Origin of the sequence: Streptomyces tatrensis, assembly GCF_049310065.1 — a bacterium.
GTDB lineage: Bacteria > Actinomycetota > Actinomycetes > Streptomycetales > Streptomycetaceae > Streptomyces.
This window is the reverse complement of the sequence record NZ_JBMDLB010000012.1, coordinates 1-16039: the sequence shown is the minus strand read 5'-3', so window position 1 is coordinate 16039 and position 16039 is coordinate 1. Positions and strand designations below refer to the sequence as shown.

Genomic DNA, 16039 nt, shown 5'->3' with positions numbered 1-16039 from the left:
GCTGCTCGCCCTCGGGGATCGCGCCCGTCCGGATCCGGTCGGCGTAGTACGCGGCAATGCTCGCGTAGCCCTCGCCTTCGGCCATCGCTGCTCTCCTTTGTGGTGCCTGCTAGACCCCCTTCGAGTCCAGCTGTGTACCCCCGACGGTAGACCACTCCCCGCCATAGGTACAGCACTGGATTCAGTGCTGGACCTTTTCGGGTCCAGTGCTGTACCTTCATGGCATCGGGACGGCCCGACGGGTCGTCAAATCCCAGTAAATGGGGAGGATTTGCCATGGGTACGGCTGCCTTACGGCACACCGCTCGCCCCGGGACGGACGAACTCGTGGTCCGCTACCGGATGTTCGCCCGGACCGTTCGGCCGGTCCCGGAGGGGACCGTGGCCGTCTGCTCGACCGTGGACCCGGAGGCGTTCTTCCCGGAGATCCACGCGTCGGGGCTGTCCCAGCCGCCGAACCACGCCGAGCGGATCGCCCTGGCCATGTGCGAGGGCTGCCCGTTGATGGCGTCCTGCCTGGTCGGCGAGATGGGCGAGGTCCCGTCCGTCTTCCAGATCAACGGGGTCCGGGCGGGTCTGCGCCAGTCCGAGCGACGGGCGCTGTACCTGGCGCTGGAGCGGGAGGGTCGGCTGTGAGCGCGGGCACCACGGCCGCCGCGCGCCGTACGAAGAGGAAGGCCCGCCTCGCGCCGGCCCCGATCCCGGCCCAGGCGAAGAAGAGCCGGAAGAAGGCGAAGAAGGCCAAGAAGCCGGAGAAGGTCCGCCTCGGCGCGGCCACCCTCGCGGCCCTCCGGGGCCAGACCACCCCGGCCGCGCTCGCCGGAGAGGTCGAGGCGGCCGTCGTCACCGCCGTCTCCAACCCCCGGCTGCGCTGGGCCGCGTACAACGGCACGGCCGCGCTCGCCGGGCACCTGCTGCTCTTCCCCGCGACCGGGACCCTGCGGGGTGCCGAGCCGGTGATGGGCGCGGTGATGGGCGCGATCCCGAACTGCACCGCGTTCGCCATCACCCTCGTCGCTGGATACGGCGCCTACCGGATCATGCGCCCGCTCCGGTGGCTGCTGGGGCCGTTCTCCCCCGTCGCGCCGATCGGGGCGGCCGTGGGCGCCGCGTACTGGGGCCAGGGCACCGCGCCGCTCGTGGCCGAGTTCCTGGCCTGGTCCGACCCGTGGTCGACCCTGCTCGCCCCGCTGATCGTGGCCGGGGGCGCGGGCGCCCTGTGCTGGACCTTCCTCGAATCCCGGGCCGCCGCATGGCGCCGCCCGCTCCGGTGGCTGGCCCGCATCCCGCTCGCCACCGTCATCACCTCCTCCCTCCTCTACGCACCTGGAGCACTGCTGTGAACAGCCTGACCATCGCCACCGACGTGGTGCTCGCCGCCGGCGGAGGCCTCGGAGGAGCCGGAACCTCCGGCATCGCCCTCGCCAACGGCATTGTGCTGCTGGCCGGACTGCGCGGCTCGAAGCGCGTCAAGTTGAACCGGGACAAGGCCGGTGGCCTGGGGATCGGCCTGGGGGTGCTGTCCGCCACGGCGGGCGCCGCGCTCAGCCAGCTCTCCAGCGCTGCGGCGGAGATCCCCAAGTCCCTCATCGCCGGAGGCACGTTCGGCAACATGTCCCTCGGCGGCACCGCCCTCGCCCTGACCTGCGTGATCTTCCTCTTCGAGTGGAAAAAAATGTGGATCCCCGCGGCCCTCGGCATCGGGGCCGGGGTCATCTACGCCAACGCGGGCGGGATCTGGGGCATCGTCTACAACGGCATCCTCATGGCGGCGAACGCGGTAGGTGCCCTGTGAGCCGCCTCCAGGGCATCGGCCCCACGCTGACCGCGCTGGTCTCGGGCTCCATGATCCTCGGCGGCAAGATCTGCCGCTGCCTGCCCATCGCCGCGAGTTGGGCCTGGGACATGGCCGCGCAGGACCCGGCCGCCACCGCCGAGAAGCAGGAGGAGGCGGACAAGGCCGCGAAGAAGAAGGTCGAGGCCCGTCTCAAGGCCCGCCGCGCGCGCCGCCGCAAGAAGGCCGCCGCAGGCGAGGAGCCCGAGGAGGACGAGGACGAGGAGCACCTCGACCCGGAGACGGCCACCGCGCCGCCCGTTGCCCCGGTGATCCGGGGACGCGGCGACACGGCGGGCATCCTCGGCATCGGCGCAGCCATCGGCGCCGGTGGCCTGTACGCCGCGTGGATGCTCGTCGGCGAGGCCGCCGTCACCGCGCTCGCCCCGCAGCAGCCGCTGATCTTGACCGCCGGGGGACTGGCCTGGGTCGCGGCCGCCCTGATGCTCGCTCCTCCCCTGCCCGTTGCCAAGGTCGAGGAGGACCAGGGCGACGACCCCGACGAGGAGTTCGAGGACGAGGACCTGGAGGACGACGCCGACCGAGACGACATCGAGGAGGACCTGGACGACGACGTCGAGGACGACGCCGATACGGCCAGGACGTACCTCTCCCCCGGCCAGAAGCTCCAGCGGCACATCCTGGCGCGGCTGGCCCAGCTGGAGGACGAGTACGGCGGCAAGGGGGGACTGCACGTCGTCTCCCTGATTGCCTCGGCGGAGGCCGCTGGCCTCCTCTCCCCCGGCGCGATGACCAAGAAGGACATGAGGGACTGGCTGGAGGCGTCCAAGGTCCCGGTCGCCAAGTCCACCCGCCAGCCCAAGGGCGTGCCGCCGCTGGGGAGCGAAGTCGACTACGGGGTCAAGGTCGAGGAGCTCGCCGGAGTGCTCGGATCGAGCGTCTCGGTGGCCTTCCGGAACATGTACCCGACCACCGTCGAAACGCCTCCGCCGGCCCCCGTCCAGACCCCCGCTCAGACCCCGGTCGAGGCCCCCGTCCGGGCCCCCGCCGAGGCCCCGTCCGGGGTGCCCGGCGGGGTGGTCGCGGGGGGTGTGCCGGGGCCCCGTCTCCGGTTGGTTCAGCCGCTCTCCCCCGACCCCTCCCAGGGGTCGACCCAGGACACCGCGTAGACGCGGCTACAGGCCGTCTCACCTGCGGTTCTACAAACCGGCCTTGGGTCGTCTACGGCCCGGCTACAGGTCCGGCTACACGCCCAACCCGCCCGTCCCGCAAGGGGATCGGGCCCCCGAAATCCCCGTCCCGGGCCACCTACCAAGCAGCCCCGGGACCACCCCAGAAGGAGCACCTGATGATTCTCGCCGCCAAGATCACCGGAACCGTCCTCGCCGCCGCGCTCGGCACCGGCGCGGCCGTGACGACCCTGCCGGAGAAGAGCCCCGCCCCCGGCTACGTCCACTACGAGGGTCCGACCGTGGACCTCAGCGCGAAGGCCGGCACGGGCGGCTTGCTGCTGCGAGCTGAGGACGGCACGACCATCCTCGGCGCGATGGGCACCGAGGACGAGGCCAGCATCCAGGGCTGCCACCCCTCGGACCCGGGCCTGGTGTGGGTCCGGCAGATCACCAGCGGTACGCACAGCGGCGGCTGGGGCGCGATGGCCGGGTACGTCCGGCACCAGTTCGCCGACGTCGACGGCATCTTCCCCTGCGGCGGCTGACCCTCCGAACAGCAGAAATGCCCGCCCCGGGCCACCTACCAAGCAACCCCGGGACGGGCGACCACCCCAGAAGAGATGGAGCCCACATCATGGCATCCCAGATCATGCTGGCCCCCCTCGGCGGTGCCCGATGAGCGAAGCCGAACGCCAGGCCGCAGCCCTCGCGATGGAGCAGGCCCGCATCGCCAACCAGGCCGCCATACAGGCCAGCAGCGCCGCCGCCGAGTCCCTCGCCGAGGCCGCCCGCGCCGCCGCCGCCCTCGCGGCCCAGACCTCCGCGCACCTGTCCCGCGCCTGACCCCCTCGGCCAGGAAGGCACCCGCCGCCGGCGGGCAGCGCCACCGGCCGACACCCCCGGATTCGAACTCGTTTCGTCAACCGGGGATCCGCAGGGACCATGACCGAACCCCCCGGGCGGACGCTTCGGCTCCGCCCGGGACCCCTTCGCCCACTGCACCAAGGAGACACGTGACGACTACCCTGGAGCCCGACCTGCGGGTCCCGGCCCCCGCCCGACCCGAAGCCGAATCGCCCACATCCACCGCACCGTCGCGGACTTCGGCCGAACCGTCGCGGACCATCGCCGAGACCGGCGAGGAGCCGGAGGACAAGCCGAAGTCCCGGCACCTGTGGCTGATGATCCCGCTCACCGTCGTGGCCGTCCTCGCCGGACTCACGGCCGCCGGCGTCGGCTTCGCCCTCTCCTACGGAGCGCTCCGCAGCGCCGCCGTCGCCTGGGGCTTCACCGGCTGGCAGTCCTACGCCTTCCCCCTCGGCGTGGACGGCCTGATCATCGCGCTCTACACGGCGGGCCTGGTCCTCGCCTGGCGCCGGATGGGCCGTCCCTGGGTCCAGGTCACGGCGCACGCCCTGACCGGGGTCACCATCGCGCTCAACGTCAGCGCGGCCGTGGACGGCCTGCCCGGATCGCCCAGCCTCACCGAGGCGTTCGGGCAGGACTTCGGGCGGCTCCTGGGCCACGCCATGATGCCGATCGCGTACGTGATCCTGACCGAGGTCGCCCGGTGGGCCATCGCCCGCACCGCCCGGCTGGAGGCGGGCCTGGACGCCGAGCAGGCACTGACCCTCGCCGAGTGGGCCCTCAACTTCGGCGCCACCTGGAAGATCTTCCGGCACTCGAAGACCTACCCCGTCCCCTACGCCCAGGCCCGGGTCCACGTCCGTGAGCTGGAGATCTACCGCGTCTGGCAGGCGGAGCGAGCCCTGTACGCCGGAGGCACAGCCGAGGACCGGGCCGCCGTCCTCGACCGGATGCCCGCGCTCCTGGCCCCGTACGGAGTCTCCGTCGACGCCGCCCGCGCCATCCCGGCGATGCGGCTGGAGCAGGAGCAGGAGCAGGAGGCCGAGCGCCAGCAGGCCGAGGGCAAGCGCGAGGAGCAGCGCAAGCAGCAAGACCGCGACGAGGAGCGTGCCGAGCAGAAGCGCCAGCGCGAACGCGCCCAGGAAGAAGCCGCCGAGCAGCGCGAACGGGAGCGCCAGGACCGCGAGGACGCCCACCAGGCCCGCATGGACGCCCTCGCGAAGGAGGCGGAGGAGACCCGCCAGCACGGCGAGCTCGCCGAGCTGAAGGCCACGGTCGACGGACAGTCCCGATCGGCGACGCACCGGGCACAAGCCGCGGTCGCCACCGCCGAGATCCAGGCGACGACCGCCACCACCGCCGCCCAGCGCGCCGCCGACGAGGCCGAGCGCGTGGCCGCCGCCGAAGCACTCGCCGAGACGTCCGCGAAGGTCGCCGCCGAGCGCGCGAAGGAAGAGGCCGCGTCCGCGACGCTCGCCCAGGAGTCCGCGAAGAAGGCCGACGCGATCCGCCGTGCCCGCGAAGCCGACCGCCTCGCTGCCGAAGAGTCCGCGAAGCTCAAGGCCGCGTCCGCGAAGGTCGCCGAGGAGTCCGCGAAGCTCGCCGTCGCCGAGCAGCAGATCGCCGAAGCCCAGGCCGCCACAGCCGAAGCCCGCGAGCGCACCGCGCAGGCCGTCCTGCGCGCGGTCGAAGCCGACGACCTCGCCGGACTCAGCCAGCGCCAGCGCCGCGTCCGCATCGTCGCCCGGATGATCCTCGACTCCGTCGAGCCGGACGAGACCGTGGGCAAGACGCCGGCGGAGCTCGCCGCGTTCCTCAGGGACGCCTCCCCGCTCACCAACGCGGACATCGCCGCGGCGGTAGGCATCACCTCGACCGGCACCGCGTCCGAGTACAAGACCGAGGCCCTGGAGCTCATCTTCCGTGGCTACAACCACCACAGCTCGTTCGACCCCGACATCGCCACCCAGCAGCAGTAGGAGGCCCAGACCATGACCGAGACCATCAGCGTCGACGCGGCCCGCGCCATAGTGCACGACGCCTACATCTCCGGCCTCGCCGAGTCCGTCGCGGTGAAGCTGTTGAACGGCCGGGCCACCCCGGCCTGGGTCGCCCACGAGTACGCGGCCTTGCGGAAGAGGGGTATCTCCTCGACGCGCGGCCAGGCCACCCTCTTCGACCCCACCGCCGAGTGACCACCCAACCGGACAGGCAGGAGACCGACATGACCACCACCCGCTGCAACGCCGCCGACGACGAGGACCTCACCGACTGCATCGGCCCGAAGGACGCCGTCACCATCGTGGACAGGGAAGGCGCCGCCACCACGGCCTGCGAGAACCACGGGGCCACGCTCCTGGCCGCGCTCTACGACGGACAGGTCGAGCCCGGAACGGTCGTCGGCGCGGCCACCCGCGTACGTGAAGCCGCCAGCACGGTCCACCCGTTCCCGTGGCTGGCCGACGCCCTGCGGAACGAGCCCGGCCCGCGTTCCTGACTCGACGGCATTCCCACCTGCCCTGTCACACCCGGCTGAAAGGATCTGACCATGACCGACAAGACCCCCGCCCAGCTCGCCGACACCGCCGGCGACGCGATCCGCGCCCTCAACCACGCCACCCTCGGCAGCCCCCGCCCCGACTGGGAGTACCCGGGCGACGCGTACAGCGTCGTCGGCAACCTCTCGTACATGGCCGGGATGCTCCCGCAGGCCGTCGAGCAGATCGCCAAGCTCCTCAAGCGCCTTGAGGCCGAGGGCCACCTCAAGAGCGACCGCAACACCCTCGCCGCCGACCTGGAGGCCGCGTACGCCGGCCTCACCATCGCGGCCGGAGCCGCCGACACCCTCCGCGGGGCCCTCGACCGCGCCCAGTCCGGCCTCGGCGCCGTCGCGTACAACGAATAGCCGTACCGGGTCTCTGGCCTGACGCGCAGTAACAAAAGAACGGCCCGTGACGCAGGAATCGTCACGGGCCGTTCGTTCGCTACGCGAGATGGCTGCTGGTTCTTTCGCCGTGCCGGTGGATATCCCCGCCGAATTGCGAAAGGATCAACGACACAACAGAACACCCCGCAAAAGAAACGGGGCGCCACCGGAAATTCGACCCTCCGGCAACGCCCCGCGCGGACCCTTACTTCGTTTCTCAGGCGACCAGCAAGGACCCAACGCTTTGATCAGCGTACCCGGGACGAGCCGTCCCGCAACACCTCTCCCGGCACGTTCCGGAGACGATCACCCGACCGATACGTCGGGTGTATCCGCGTTTGCCCCCCAGCTCCCTGCCGTTGACCGCGACCCGCGCGCGGACCGCCGCAGCCAGCTGGACGACCCGCTCCGCACCCCCGAGGGCCGCGCCGCTGCCCGCGCCGGCCTCAAGGCCCGCCAGGACGCCGCCCGCGCCGCAGGCCGAGCCCGCCGTCTGGCCCGTGAGGCCGGACGGGCGGACCGGCGGGCCTCCCGCCGAACTCCCTTCGTCCCGGACCCCACAGACGCCGCCAGCGTCTTCTACGCCGCCTACGCCACCGCCCCCCAGCCCCACTCAGGCCGCGCGGACGAGACGGCACCAGCCGCAGACGGCGGGCGGCTTGGTAACAGATGGAGCAGAGTTTCGTCCGAGGCGCTGAGCAGCGCCGATGCACCAGTGGTGCACAAAGCGGCGAACGGTGACCGCGAGGACTGGCGGCTCCGCCTGCGCGACGAGATCCAACGCATCACGCAGCTGCCCAGCGTGAAGATGTGCCAGGTCACGGGCCTGGACGTCGCGGTGAAGATCTCGGTGGGCCCGGACGGCAAGGTCACCACCGGCGGCACCGTCAGCTGCGGCTCGGTGTGGTCCTGCCCCCGCTGCGCCGCCGTCGTCCGCAGCCAGCGATCCGACCGGCTCGGCGCCCGCTCCCTGGTCTGGCTGGAGGACGGCCACGGCATCTACATGCTGACCCTGACCGTGCAGCACTGGGCCAACGTCCGTCTGGAGGACCGGATCGCGGCGGGTTCACCCTGCGCACGGAAGTCCGAGTGCGAGTGCGGGAAGGCGTGCCCGGTCCAGATGGGGCAGTTGTCCCAGCTCATGGAGGCTTGGCACGGTATCGCCCAAGGTGCTTGGTGGGTCGGGCAGATGGTCACCCGGAAGAAGGCCCCGGTCCTGTGGGAGGACCGGCACCACTGGGCGGACGACCCGAGGTTCCCGGAGCCCGACGAGATCATGCCGAAGGAGGTCAAGGGCCGCTTGGTCGTGTGGCGCAAGGGCTTCCGGGACCGTCACGGCATCGCGGGCACCACCCGCACGGTGGAGATCACCGACGGCAAGAACGGGTGGAACTCCCACATCCACGCCCTGCTCTGGACCGACGAGCCGCCGACCCGGGCCGCCGCCGAGGAGCTGGAGCAGGAGTTGTTCGACCGGTGGGTCAAGCGCTGCGCGGCCGTTGGCTTCCCCAAGCCCGCCCGGGGCCAGAACGGCAAGGGTGGCGCTGTCCGCGTCGACCCGGCCGACCGGTCGAAGGCGGGCGCCCAGACGCTCGCCCGGTACCTCGCCAAGGTCCAGGAGGCCCAGGAGGACGAGACCGTGGTCACCCGGGACCTCGCGTCGGAGATGACCCGCGGCGACCTCAAGTCCGCCCGCGGGGCCAAGGGCAGGGTCCCGTTCCAGATCGCCGCCGACGCCGCCGGCGGGGACCGCCGGTCGCTCCTGCGCTGGAGGGAGTACGAGCGCGCCACGAAGGGCCGCAGGTGCCTGACCTGGAGCCATGGTCTGGAACGGATGCTGGACGAGATGCTCGGCATCGACCCCGACGACCGTACGGACGAGGAGGTCGCCAACGCCGAGGAGGAGACGCCCAAGCCCACCCAGGACGTGTACGTGGCCATGGGCGCGTACGCGAAGAGGGTCGCCCGACGCCGTGGCGGCCGAGCCGACATCCGCCTCGCCGGACCCGCCGGGGGCCTGCCGGGCGTCCTCGCGCTCCTGGACGACTGGGGCCTCGTCCAAGGAACCGACTACTGGCTCGCCAGCCACTTCGGCGAGAACGTCCGCACCAGCCTGCGCACGCTCAAGCTGGGCGCCGACCGTGCCCAGGCGCACACCGCCCGGCTCGCCGCCGCCGACATGATCCCCGCCTCCCGCACCCCGGCCGAGTGGGCTGAGGCCACCCAGATTCGGCAGTCGCTCATCGAGGAGGAGGCCGTCCGAGCTGAGGGCCGCGACCCGCTGACCGAGCAGGCGAAGCGCCGTACCGCGCACGCCAAGTTCGTCACCGAGCTTCGGAAGGCCCGCGACGTCGAGGCGACGCAGGCCGCGCTGGAGCGCGTCCGCCAGTCGACCGGATGGGACGAGACCGCGTGAGGGCCGGTGGTGATCGGGAGCGACCGGCGCGAGCGCCGGTCATCGGAGCCCGGGGGCTCCGATCGGGGAGTGGCTGAGGCGGGTGACCGGGTGCGGGAGCGTCCAGGCCGAGAGGGTGCCGCTGAGTCGCACCTGACTCTCCTGGCGGCACCCAATCTCGGCAGCGAGGTATGCCAGTGCGCTTCGCTTACTGGCACCTCGCCCCGCGCGCTGCGCTTGCGGGGGGAGGACCGCCCCGAGGGGGCGGTCCGCCGGCGGCCCCGAGGGGGCCGCACGGCTGGGCGCGGACGGCCGCGCCCGTGGTGGCCAGGGTCCGGTGGTCGGGTCCCGCACGCGGCCCTGCGGGCCGCCCGGCGGGACGGTGGCCGTGGCCGCAGTCGCGGCCCCTGGCACCGAGCCCGCCCCGCAAGCGGTGCGGACATCCGCAGGTGGTACGACTTGTGGGGCAGTCGCCAATTGGCGACTGCCCTGTGGTGTCTCTCGGTGAGAGACACCGGTACGAGGGGGCGGGATGGCACGGGGTACGCCGGGGACCAAGCGCGGGCACACCGTGTCGGTACGGCTCAACGACGAGGAACGCGAACGCTGGGACGAGGCCCGGGTCGAGTCCGGCCGCCGGGAGCTGGGCGCGTGGGTCCGCGCGGTGGTCGAGGACCGGCTGGCCGAGGTCGGAGGCGACCAGCCGCCGGGCACCGAGCGAAGGCCGGCGGAGCTCCCGCCCGTGAGCCAGGCCGCGTACGACGAGCTGTGCCGCATCGGCGCCAACTTGAACCAGCTCGTGCGCTACTCGCACCAGGACGGACACCTCCACCAGGCCGTGGAGAGCGCGCTGTGGGAGGTCGGGAACGCGGCCCTCGCCCTGCGAGGCATCGAGCCCATGGAACCGTCGGACTCCGAGTGATCGCCAACATCACCAAGGGCAAGAAGGCCGTCGGCGCGCTCATCTACGACTTCGGCCCCGGCCGGAGGGACGAGCACCTCAACCCCCGGATCGTCGCGGGCAACGTGACCGGCACGCCCCTCCAGGTCGCGCGCGCGATCGACCACACCGCCCGCCAGCGCCCGGAGATCAAGGCGCCGATCTGGCGGACCTCCCTGTCGCTCCCGGACGAGGACGGGATCCTCCCCGATGGTCAGTGGGGCCGGATCGCCGAGGACTTCATCAAGGGCATGGGGTTCGCCGGCGCCCCGTGGGTCGCGGTCCGCCACGGCGACGACCACATCCACCTCACCGTGTCCCGCGTCGACTGGGCGGGTTCTCTGCTCACCGACCGGTGGGACTTCCGCCGCGCCCGCGAGATCGCCGACCGCCTGGAGCAGGAGCACGGCCTGGTCCGTGCCCGCGACCGCTTCCGCCCCGAGGGCCCCGAGGTCCGCAACAACGAGCGCCAGGCCGCCCAGCGTCGCGGCCGCGGTCTTGATGGTGCGGCGCCGCCCGAGCGGGAGGAGCTCCGCCGCATCGTCCGCGAAGTCCGGGACGCCAGCCGCGGACTCGGGCGCGAGGCCTTCGAGTCCGGCCTGGCCGACGCCGGGGTGTCCTTCCGGGCGAACGTGGCATCGACGGGCCGGATGAACGGGTACTCGTTCACGCTGGAGGGCTGGACCGACCCGTCGGACGCCCAGGTGTGGGTCCCCGCGTCGAAGGTCGCTCGGGATCTTCGGTGGGCAGACCTGCGCCCGGTCATCGAGGCCCCGACGCCCAAGGAGCCTGCGCCCAAGGTCCCCGAGCCGCGCGCGGTGTCCGTTGCCGCGGCCCGCCTCAAGTCCTCGACCCGCCTGCAGAGCCTGACCCCCAAGCAGGTTGCCGCCGGAGCCGAGCGCGCCGCCGACATCCTGCGCCGGGGCCAGGCCGAGCGCGGCATCGTGCCCGAGCCCGCACAGCCGGCGGCCCGCACCGACCCGGCCGCAGCCCTCCTCGCGCAGTGGCGGGCGATCCGGGCCGGAGAGCCGGTGCCCGCCGAGGCGGTCCCCGTCCCGGCCCCGCGCACTCCGTTCTGGGCGGACGGCATCCAGCGGCCGTACGGCAAGCTCAGCCGCAACGCCCTGGCCGCCGAGGGCCAGAGCAAGGCGGCAGACCTGCGCACCCTGATCAGGGAGAAGGCGCAGGCGGAGGCGGAGATCACCGCAGGGGACTCCATCGCCACCGGCCAGATCACCGGCCCCCACGTCCAGGAGCTCCACCAGCGTCTGGACCGGCTGGAGAAGGCCGAGCCCCACCTCACGGCAGCCGAGAAGCACATGGGCCGAGCGAACGCGGCGAAGGAGGCCGCCGACGAGGCCCGCAAGGTGTGGCGGCAGGCCGACACCCGCAAGGACATGTCGAGGTGGGAGCTGTGGCGGCTCGGCAGCAACAGGGCGACCGAGACCCAGAGGGTCAAGGACGCGAGCGGCGAGGTCGAGCAGCACGTCGAGGTCGAGGCGAAGGCCCTCACCGCGGCGAGCAAGGCCTCGCAGGCGGCCCGTACGGAGACCGGCCTGCGCGACCCCGCAGCCGACCTCGCCCAGCTGCGCACCGACTGGCCCCAGCTCGTCGGCGACGCGCAGCAGCAGGACCAGGTCCACGGCAAGGCCAGGCGATTCAACGGCCGCCAGGACGTCGAGCGGCTCACCGGCGAGATCGCCACGGTGGAGAAGCAGATCCAGGTCATCCTCCAGGAGCAGGCCCTGCGCGACGCGATGCCCGAGGAGAAGACGAAGGTCGAGGACAAGGCCCGCACCGCCTACGCCCGCAACACGGCCGCGGCGCCCAAGGCGAAGAAGGCCGGCACCAGCCGCCGGTACACCGGAGCGGCATCCGAACAACCCCCGCACCTACGAGGCAAGCCTCCGACCAGGGGCGGAGGCCCCAAGCGAGGCGGACGCTGACGCTGTTCCCCCGGGAACAGGCCGGTGGGTGTTTAGTCGCTGAACGCCGGTGGGTGCTGGGGGCTTCGCCGCCCCCAGACCCCTGCGCAGGTCGGCATCGCCCGGCGCGCGAGGTCTCGTCGTACCGCGGACCGTCCGCGCCGAACGACACCGCCCACCCGGGCCCGTGGCCGGGGTCCGGTCGGCGGGGTCCCGTTTCGAGTCCCCTTTGGAGTCCCGTTTCGGGTCCCGTTCGGGGTCCTCTTTCGGGTCCCGTTTCGAGTCCCCTTTCAAACCAGGGGTGTCGAGGAGAACCCGCAGGTCACAGACCTAGGACAAGGGGGCCAGGCGCGCCGACTACTTCTCTGCGGGACCCTCCGGCGCCGAGAAGCCCGGCCCAAGGACCCGCCGGCCCCGCAGCTCCACCACCGCCTGGCCCTCGTCGACGACGTCGACCAGGCCGTCCCCGCCGACCCGTTCGACGGGAAGGAGCCGCAGTGTGGTGGTGCTGGAACTCGTGGACATTCCGGTGGCCGGCCCCGGCCCGAGGCGGCGACGTGTGGTGCTCATGCAGGCCAGTCTGCACGGCCCCTCGCACCGGCGAGTTTGCCCTGGTGACGAGGCACGGAAGGTCGACAGGGCCGACGAATTGAAGAATGCCTAGGTGTGGGGGATCAGTTCGAAGGCTGTTCGGCTGGCGGTGTCGCTACGGTGCTGAGCATGACGACGCAGATCTGCGAGAAGGACGGCGTTCACCAGCTGCCGGAGGATGAGGACTCCTGGCACTCCGAGCGCTGCGACAGGCTGGTTGCCGCGGGGCTGGACCGGTGCCTGCCGTGCCAGGACCGCCTGATCACCGAGGTGTCCGTGACGCTCACCGATGACTTCGGGCGGCTGTTCACCACCTGGGTGATCGGCACCCTCAACCGCTGGGTGACCTTGGGCGCTTCGATCCCGGACACCGCGCTGGAGCTGTTCGGCCCCAACGGCGGCCCGGCCATCAGCCCGCCCTCGCGTAAGGCCCTGCGGCGCGTCAAGCTGCCCCGCGTACCAGGGGCCGGCCCGGAGGCTGCGGCGTTCTCCCTCGACGCCAAGGGCGCCACCACGGTGCTCACCGCGATGAAGCCCGGCGAGCGTGAGGCGGTCCTCAACGACGCCATGGACGGCATCGTCGCGTCCATCGCGATCCCGCTCCCCCCGGTGTCGTGAGCACGGACCCGTGCGGCGAGACGCAGGCCTGCGTCCTCTCGGCCGACTCGACAACCGACGAGGCCGACGACGACGTCCTGCGCTGCCGCTGCGGCCAGAGGATCGCGGACACCGCCCCGTACGGCATGTGCGGACAGTGCATCGCCGAGGAATGGGACGACGACGACTGAGCAGCCTGTGCTCCTGGCCCTCGTTCACGTACGTACGTCATCTCGCAGACGTACAGGCGGGGCCGATGACGTACACGGCGAGCCAGGCCGGGACGGACGCCGGTTGGGTGGCTTCCTTCCTGCCGGACCGCACGCCCGCGTGCGTGATGCCCGCCTGCGCGACTTCCCCGCGATGTGGCGCGGCTTGCCGCCGATGTGGCGGGGCTTACCCGTGACGTGGCGCCGATGTGGTTGTGATGCGGTTTGTCCTGCCCGCTGATGTGGCGGTGGCTTGCCGACCTACCACGGTCGGGCAAGACGCGAACCAAGACCTGACCTGCGATGACAAGCCAGCCACGTCAAAAAGTGCGCCCGGGGGTGCCCGGCATCGCCGCAGGTCAGCGCGTAGGAGGACCGGGGCCACCCTCTCCGCCCCGGGGGCGTCTTCTTTTCGTCACTGACGATCGCCTCATTTCGTCACTGACGTAAGGCCCGGACCCCGGTTTCGTAAGTGACGAAATGGACGGTTCGTCAGTGACGAAATGGGAGACTGGCGGGCATGAGCGAGAGAGACCCGGCGGTCGAGGACGCGGGCGACCTGGTGACCTGCAACGTGTGCGGGAAGCGGATCGAGCAGCCTCGGGGGGCGGGGCGCCGGCGCAAGACGTGCAGTCCTGCGTGCCGCCAGAAGTCGTACATGCTGCGCAACTTCGAGGACCGCCGTACGGGGGCACCCGTCGAACCGCAGGGCCAGGACGTGGTGGAGCCGGTGGAGGTGGCGTGGATTCCGGCCCCGGCGGTGCCGGATCCTCCCGCCGCTCCCCCGGTCATCGTCCCGCTGCCCGCGCCCAAGGCGCCGAGGCGTCGCAGCACCATGTCGACGTCGGCGATACCGCTTCCGCCGGCGGAACCCTCGCCGTACGGACGCGCGGGCGGGGACCACGCGGGCTGGCTCGCCGCCTTCAGTCGGATAGTGCCGGAGGCCGAGCAGCAGCCGGGCTTGTTCGAGGTCGAGGTCGAGGCCGACGACGAGGGGTGACCTGCCCGCCCCACCGGACCCGCACCCGTCCTCAGCCACGACGATGCGTGTACGAGCGGCGCGAGAGTGCCGGGCTCAGCCACATCGCGGCAGCTGCCAGCTCCCCGCCAGCCCATTCCCGGGGCGTCCGTGCCCCTCACGCGCCGTTCGGGTCGACGGCGGGGGAACGGTCCGCGCCCAACTCAACCCGGAAGTCCGGCAAACCGGACAGCACCCGGGCACCCCTCCCCCGCCGCTGCTGTCTTTAAGTCGCCCAGCGCGCCCGCGGTCGCCGTCCGGAGGTGGCCGCGCATGCCATTTGACGTTAGGCGCCCCACAGTCGAGCCGCAGGCAGGGGCCGGGCGGATCTACTGACGGATCTACTGACGAGCACCTACTGACGAGGGGTGCCCACCGCGCTGACCTGCACTCGTCTGTAGGAACAGGGGACTACTGACGGTGGTCAGTAGCTGTGGTGGTGGCCCTGACCTTGGCCACGGCGGAGGCCACGGCGAGGCCGATGCCGAGCACCACGGCTCCCCATGCGGATTGGGCGAGCCCGTACACGATGAGGATCACGCCGAACACGAAGAGGACCGTGTGCACGGGCGGGGCGTCCTTGGCCGGCTGATCCTCGACCGGCGGTGCCTTGAGGGTCTCGATCTCCTCGACGATGGCCTCGATCCGCTCCGTCGCGTACCGGTGGCCGGAGCTGTCGGGGGACTCCTGGAGGTTCGAGAGCAGGATCGAGAACTTGTGGAGCTCCGCTTCGAGCTCCGCGATCCGCCTTGCGACCAGCGCGTTCTTCGCTTCGTCCGGCATGGAGCGTCCTCTCCCCCGGGCCGGTGGTGTCAACGGCCAGCAGGACAAGCGTAGATGCGGGATGGTCCCCGCCGAGGGTGATCGACGAGGCGGGGAACCGACGAAGCCCCCACCGAATCGGCGGGGGCTTCTCGTGGAAGGGCAGGCCTACGGCTGGGCTTGCTCCTCGCTCTGGTCTTCGTCGTCGATGTCGAGTTCGGTACGCCACTTCAGGACCGTCGAAGCGCTGACGATCTTGACGCCTACCTCGACGATGCGTTGGTCCCGCAGGTGCACGGTGCGCACGATCTGGGTGACGATCACCTGGCCGGTGAGTCCCAGCGCGTCCTTTTCGACGTCGGTCGCATAACGGCTGGTCACCTCCTCGACGACGCTCTTCTGGCGACTGCCGAGCCGCTTGGCGGCGAGCTCACGAGATCCGCCGGTGCTCACCGTTTCGGTGAGTTCGGGTACCGCACTGATCACGTAGGCGGGGTAGTAGCTGGACGAGTAGTGCACCGGCACGCCGTTGCGGCTGACCACCCGCCGGCGCACCGCGACGGGCGCTCCGGGCTCGATCTCCAGCCGGGCCGCCACGATCTCGTCCGCAGCGACCGTCCCGATCTCCAGAATCCTGGAGCTCTCCCCCACGGCGAGAGCCCGGCCGGTCGCCGCGTACGTACGAACCCGTCCCTCGATGTTGTCGCTGACCGGCCCCGCGGCGATGGTGCCGACGCCCGCCTTGGCGATGGTCAGGCCCCAGCTCTTGAGCTGCTGGAACGCGCGCGCGGCGGTCTTCATGGATACGCCGTGGATGTTGCAGACATCGCGGAGTGAGGGCA

The 16039-nt window shown here is 71.8% G+C and carries 19 protein-coding genes; 16 read left to right on the top strand and 3 right to left on the bottom strand.

Annotated elements, in window-relative coordinates:
- Nucleotides 1-276 precede the first annotated feature (276 nt).
- The 13 genes from ACODT5_RS46970 to ACODT5_RS46910 all read left to right on the top strand — a co-directional run bounded on the left by ACODT5_RS46970 (nucleotide 277) and on the right by ACODT5_RS46910 (nucleotide 12041).
- The gene (locus ACODT5_RS46970) at nucleotides 277-636 is read left to right on the top strand and encodes a WhiB family transcriptional regulator (protein WP_422525299.1); all 360 of its coding nucleotides are present in this window, start codon (nucleotides 277-279) and stop codon (nucleotides 634-636) included.
- Nucleotides 633-1343: a hypothetical protein gene (locus tag ACODT5_RS46965; protein ID WP_422525298.1), complete on the top strand. Its 711-nt coding sequence runs from the start codon at nucleotides 633-635 to the stop codon at nucleotides 1341-1343. Before ACODT5_RS46970 ends, ACODT5_RS46965 begins: the two co-directional genes overlap by 4 nt.
- Nucleotides 1340-1795 carry a hypothetical protein gene (locus tag ACODT5_RS46960; protein ID WP_422525297.1) on the top strand — a complete coding sequence of 152 codons (456 nt, stop codon included), beginning with the start codon at nucleotides 1340-1342 and terminating at the stop codon, nucleotides 1793-1795. Before ACODT5_RS46965 ends, ACODT5_RS46960 begins: the two co-directional genes overlap by 4 nt.
- Nucleotides 1792-2964, top strand: coding sequence for a hypothetical protein (locus ACODT5_RS46955; RefSeq protein WP_422525296.1), 1173 nt, complete (start codon nucleotides 1792-1794; stop codon nucleotides 2962-2964). The genes ACODT5_RS46960 and ACODT5_RS46955 overlap by 4 nt, the downstream gene beginning before the upstream one ends.
- A gap of 179 nt (nucleotides 2965-3143) precedes the next feature.
- Complete coding sequence (locus tag ACODT5_RS46950) at nucleotides 3144-3512, top strand: hypothetical protein (protein ID WP_422525295.1); 369 nt, start codon at nucleotides 3144-3146, stop codon at nucleotides 3510-3512.
- 130 nt (nucleotides 3513-3642) lie between these two features.
- Nucleotides 3643-3810, top strand: coding sequence for a hypothetical protein (locus ACODT5_RS46945; RefSeq protein WP_422525294.1), 168 nt, complete (start codon nucleotides 3643-3645; stop codon nucleotides 3808-3810).
- A gap of 170 nt (nucleotides 3811-3980) precedes the next feature.
- Nucleotides 3981-5813, top strand: coding sequence for a DUF2637 domain-containing protein (locus ACODT5_RS46940; protein WP_422525293.1), 1833 nt, complete (start codon nucleotides 3981-3983; stop codon nucleotides 5811-5813).
- A gap of 12 nt (nucleotides 5814-5825) precedes the next feature.
- Complete coding sequence (locus ACODT5_RS46935; protein ID WP_422525292.1) at nucleotides 5826-6029, top strand: hypothetical protein; 204 nt, start codon at nucleotides 5826-5828, stop codon at nucleotides 6027-6029.
- Between the two features lie 29 nt (nucleotides 6030-6058).
- Nucleotides 6059-6331: a hypothetical protein gene (locus tag ACODT5_RS46930; protein WP_422525291.1), complete on the top strand. Its 273-nt coding sequence runs from the start codon at nucleotides 6059-6061 to the stop codon at nucleotides 6329-6331.
- Nucleotides 6332-6382: 51 nt separating this feature from the next.
- Nucleotides 6383-6739 carry a hypothetical protein gene (locus tag ACODT5_RS46925; protein ID WP_422525290.1) on the top strand — a complete coding sequence of 119 codons (357 nt, stop codon included), beginning with the start codon at nucleotides 6383-6385 and terminating at the stop codon, nucleotides 6737-6739.
- Between the two features lie 739 nt (nucleotides 6740-7478).
- On the top strand, nucleotides 7479-9176 hold the full coding sequence (locus tag ACODT5_RS46920; RefSeq protein ID WP_422525289.1) for a hypothetical protein: 1698 nt from the start codon (nucleotides 7479-7481) through the stop codon (nucleotides 9174-9176).
- 511 nt (nucleotides 9177-9687) lie between these two features.
- Nucleotides 9688-10077 carry a hypothetical protein gene (locus ACODT5_RS46915; RefSeq protein WP_422525288.1) on the top strand — a complete coding sequence of 130 codons (390 nt, stop codon included), beginning with the start codon at nucleotides 9688-9690 and terminating at the stop codon, nucleotides 10075-10077.
- Complete coding sequence (locus ACODT5_RS46910) at nucleotides 10074-12041, top strand: relaxase/mobilization nuclease domain-containing protein (protein WP_422525287.1); 1968 nt, start codon at nucleotides 10074-10076, stop codon at nucleotides 12039-12041. Before ACODT5_RS46915 ends, ACODT5_RS46910 begins: the two co-directional genes overlap by 4 nt.
- Nucleotides 12042-12377: 336 nt before the next feature.
- On the opposite strand, the gene ACODT5_RS46905 is transcribed toward ACODT5_RS46910, so the two are convergent.
- Nucleotides 12378-12590, bottom strand: coding sequence for a hypothetical protein (locus ACODT5_RS46905; RefSeq protein ID WP_422525286.1), 213 nt, complete (start codon nucleotides 12588-12590; stop codon nucleotides 12378-12380).
- Between the two features lie 150 nt (nucleotides 12591-12740).
- Between ACODT5_RS46905 and ACODT5_RS46900 the strand changes: the two genes are divergently transcribed.
- From ACODT5_RS46900 to ACODT5_RS46890, 3 genes are all read left to right on the top strand, one after another.
- On the top strand, nucleotides 12741-13229 hold the full coding sequence (locus ACODT5_RS46900) for a hypothetical protein (RefSeq protein ID WP_422525285.1): 489 nt from the start codon (nucleotides 12741-12743) through the stop codon (nucleotides 13227-13229).
- Nucleotides 13226-13399, top strand: coding sequence for a hypothetical protein (locus ACODT5_RS46895; protein ID WP_422525284.1), 174 nt, complete (start codon nucleotides 13226-13228; stop codon nucleotides 13397-13399). Before ACODT5_RS46900 ends, ACODT5_RS46895 begins: the two co-directional genes overlap by 4 nt.
- Before the next feature lie 538 nt (nucleotides 13400-13937).
- Nucleotides 13938-14417, top strand: coding sequence for a hypothetical protein (locus ACODT5_RS46890; RefSeq protein WP_422525283.1), 480 nt, complete (start codon nucleotides 13938-13940; stop codon nucleotides 14415-14417).
- Nucleotides 14418-14846: 429 nt separating this feature from the next.
- Here ACODT5_RS46890 and ACODT5_RS46885 read toward each other — a convergent pair whose 3' ends face one another.
- Nucleotides 14847-15218: a hypothetical protein gene (locus tag ACODT5_RS46885; protein WP_422525282.1), complete on the bottom strand. Its 372-nt coding sequence runs from the start codon at nucleotides 15216-15218 to the stop codon at nucleotides 14847-14849.
- Between the two features lie 147 nt (nucleotides 15219-15365).
- Nucleotides 15366-16039 (bottom strand): GntR family transcriptional regulator (locus ACODT5_RS46880; protein WP_422525281.1); only part of this gene is annotated, 674 nt, incomplete at its 5' end.

Coding starts and splice junctions, on each gene's coding strand:
- ACODT5_RS46885 (WP_422525282.1), bottom strand. CDS start 15,218: ATGCCGGACGAAGCGAAGAACGCGCTGGTCGCAAGGCGGATCGCGGAG.
- ACODT5_RS46905 (WP_422525286.1), bottom strand. CDS start 12,590: ATGAGCACCACACGTCGCCGCCTCGGGCCGGGGCCGGCCACCGGAATG.
- ACODT5_RS46945 (WP_422525294.1), top strand. CDS start 3,643: ATGAGCGAAGCCGAACGCCAGGCCGCAGCCCTCGCGATGGAGCAGGCC.
- ACODT5_RS46930 (WP_422525291.1), top strand. CDS start 6,059: ATGACCACCACCCGCTGCAACGCCGCCGACGACGAGGACCTCACCGAC.
- ACODT5_RS46970 (WP_422525299.1), top strand. CDS start 277: ATGGGTACGGCTGCCTTACGGCACACCGCTCGCCCCGGGACGGACGAA.
- ACODT5_RS46900 (WP_422525285.1), top strand. CDS start 12,741: ATGACGACGCAGATCTGCGAGAAGGACGGCGTTCACCAGCTGCCGGAG.
- ACODT5_RS46935 (WP_422525292.1), top strand. CDS start 5,826: ATGACCGAGACCATCAGCGTCGACGCGGCCCGCGCCATAGTGCACGAC.
- ACODT5_RS46925 (WP_422525290.1), top strand. CDS start 6,383: ATGACCGACAAGACCCCCGCCCAGCTCGCCGACACCGCCGGCGACGCG.
- ACODT5_RS46890 (WP_422525283.1), top strand. CDS start 13,938: ATGAGCGAGAGAGACCCGGCGGTCGAGGACGCGGGCGACCTGGTGACC.
- ACODT5_RS46915 (WP_422525288.1), top strand. CDS start 9,688: ATGGCACGGGGTACGCCGGGGACCAAGCGCGGGCACACCGTGTCGGTA.
- ACODT5_RS46950 (WP_422525295.1), top strand. CDS start 3,144: ATGATTCTCGCCGCCAAGATCACCGGAACCGTCCTCGCCGCCGCGCTC.